Annotated in this window: 2 protein-coding genes; one reads left to right on the top strand and one right to left on the bottom strand. The window is 70.3% G+C overall.

Annotation, left to right across the window (positions count from 1 at the left end; genetic code table 11):
• Positions 1-732 (top strand): HNH endonuclease signature motif containing protein (locus A5705_RS26795; RefSeq protein WP_156763235.1); only part of this gene is annotated, 732 nt, incomplete at its 5' end.
• A 114-nt stretch (positions 733-846) separates the two neighbouring features.
• Here the strand turns inward: A5705_RS26795 and A5705_RS28825 are convergent.
• On the bottom strand, positions 847-923 hold a 77-nt coding region (locus A5705_RS28825; protein ID WP_231982335.1), incomplete at its 5' end, for a hypothetical protein.

Genomic DNA, 923 nt, shown 5'->3' with positions numbered 1-923 from the left:
GCCGAGTGGAAACGCGACCGCGCCAACGGCGACGGCTCCGCACCGAGCGCGCCGCCGATGCCGGGCACCCTGGAGGCGTTTCTGCGCCTGGTCGAGGCCGGCTGGGACGCCGAGGCCACCCGCCGCCCGCACGCCCAGCACACCACCGTGGTGGCCCACTACGACGCGGCCCAGCGCGCCGCCGCGCTGCACCTGGGTCCGCTGCTATCCGACGCCGACCGCCAATACCTGACCTGTGATGCCGGCTGCGAAGTCTGGCTCGAACGCGCCGGCCAACCCCTGGGCGCCGGGCGCACCACCCGCACCATCAGCCGGCGACTGCGCCGCGCCCTCGAGCACCGCCACCCCAGCTGCGCGGTACCCGGCTGCGGGGCCACCCGCGGCCTGCACGCCCACCACCTCGTGCACTGGGAAAACGGCGGCCCCACCGAGCTGACCAACCTGATCCTGATCTGCCCCTACCACCACCGCCAACACCACCAAGGCCACATCACCATCACCGGACCCCCCGACCACCTCTCGGTCACCGACGAGGACGGCCAACCCCTACACCCCGGCTCCCTCGCCCATCCCAAGATCTCGGTCACCCCGTTCAGCACGGCCGACGGCTCGGGCCACGCGCACAGCCCGGCGGGACCCTACGTCAGCGTCGCGGACTGGTCCGCCGTCTCGACGGCGTGGCTGCGCGAACCGCCGAGTTTCGAATTCGCACCGGCGCCGGGTCCGGCTTGACTCCGGGCATCGGCGACTTACGAATTCGATAGCGTATGCGCTACCAACTTTCAAGCAAGCCGCATGGTCTGGGCAGCGGGTAACGCAAACGAAATTCTTTATGCCCCAATCAACCTAGTTGGTCGATGGTGGTGGTTGGGGTTGGAAGGGGTCGTACCACCACCAGTCGGCGCGCTCGCCGAGGGGTCCGG

It is taken from the genome of Mycobacterium sp. E787, assembly GCF_001668725.1.
Classification (GTDB): Bacteria; Actinomycetota; Actinomycetes; order Mycobacteriales; family Mycobacteriaceae; genus Mycobacterium.
The sequence above is the reverse complement of the archived record's forward strand: the minus strand, read 5'-3'. Positions and strand labels throughout refer to the sequence as shown.